Genomic DNA, 1,073 nt, shown 5'->3' on the forward strand with positions numbered 1-1,073 from the left:
AGAAGCATCGGTGAGGCGCTGATACGTACAAACAGAGAGCGTAGGCGCTCGCAACATAAAAAAGTCCACAGATCTGTAGAGAGGGACTGGTTCTTCCGGTGAAGATGGCTTGCTATTGAATAGTTCCATTTTTTTGCTTTCTGCGAGCTTTGCACCATTTTCTAGATGCTCATTCCACACTTGCAGCTCTCTCCATTGGAAATAAAGCGTTAAAGCAAGCGTTGTTCCGACGCTCAGGACCAACCATAATGAAGAGCAACGATCTCAAATCTGTTCCCGCTAATTCTAGAGCTTCGTTCATTGCAAGAAAGTTGAAGCCGAGTGCCGCTCCGCAGCCGAGAGAAGAGGCTGTAGCCACAAGGTATATCGTCTGGGCAATCATACCTGCCTCTATATTCAGCGCACGATAGCCGCGACTGCCATACGCCTCCAACATGCGTGTGGGGTTCCCGATCACTGTAATGAGGGCTGCAACGTCTGCTAAGTTATAGTTTTCAAGCATATAGTTCGTTTGGAGGAACGATGTAAAATCGCCCTGGCGGATAGGACACAAACGGTGCTGTAAACTATCATAGATATATGCACCAGGTGGTATATTTTCCACATTATTTATAAAAACAGCAAGACGTGTAAAATGGGAACGCTCATCTGGATGTTTCAGGTCCGTTCTCGTACGACCTGCTGCTGCACTCAAAAAAAGGAGCGCAGCTAAATCAAGGCGAGAAAGCGGTTTTTTCCTAGAAAAACGTCCAAAACTGGACTGGCGGTATCGAAAAGCATCACTGATATTCCCCTGGAGATGTGCGAAAGGCGGGGGCGGCAACGGAATACATGGATCAGTATGCCCTATCTCTTCGCCGATTGCATCAAAGATGGGATCTGGCCGGGGGGCATCGTTCACAAGCGTAGCCTTGTGTACCTCTTCGATGAGCGGGTATCTGGTAACGCGTCGGGTATCTGGTAACGCGTTGAGAAGATTGAAAGCTTTTTCGTAGAATGAGCGGCTTGTCTTGCTCCGCATCGCTCTCTGCCGCCCTGCTCCAGTGCGTAGACCTTTCTCTTCCTGGCGAGAA

General features: G+C 48.8%; 1 protein-coding gene. It reads right to left on the reverse strand.

Annotated elements, in window-relative coordinates:
- Window positions 1-169: 169 nt before the first annotated feature.
- Window positions 170-1,073 (reverse strand): SagB/ThcOx family dehydrogenase (locus tag F1593_RS28085; protein ID WP_216369032.1); only part of this gene is annotated, 904 nt, incomplete at its 5' end.

The sequence above is a fragment of the Dictyobacter arantiisoli genome, from assembly GCF_008326305.1.
GTDB classification, from domain to species: Bacteria; Chloroflexota; Ktedonobacteria; order Ktedonobacterales; family Ktedonobacteraceae; genus Dictyobacter; species Dictyobacter arantiisoli.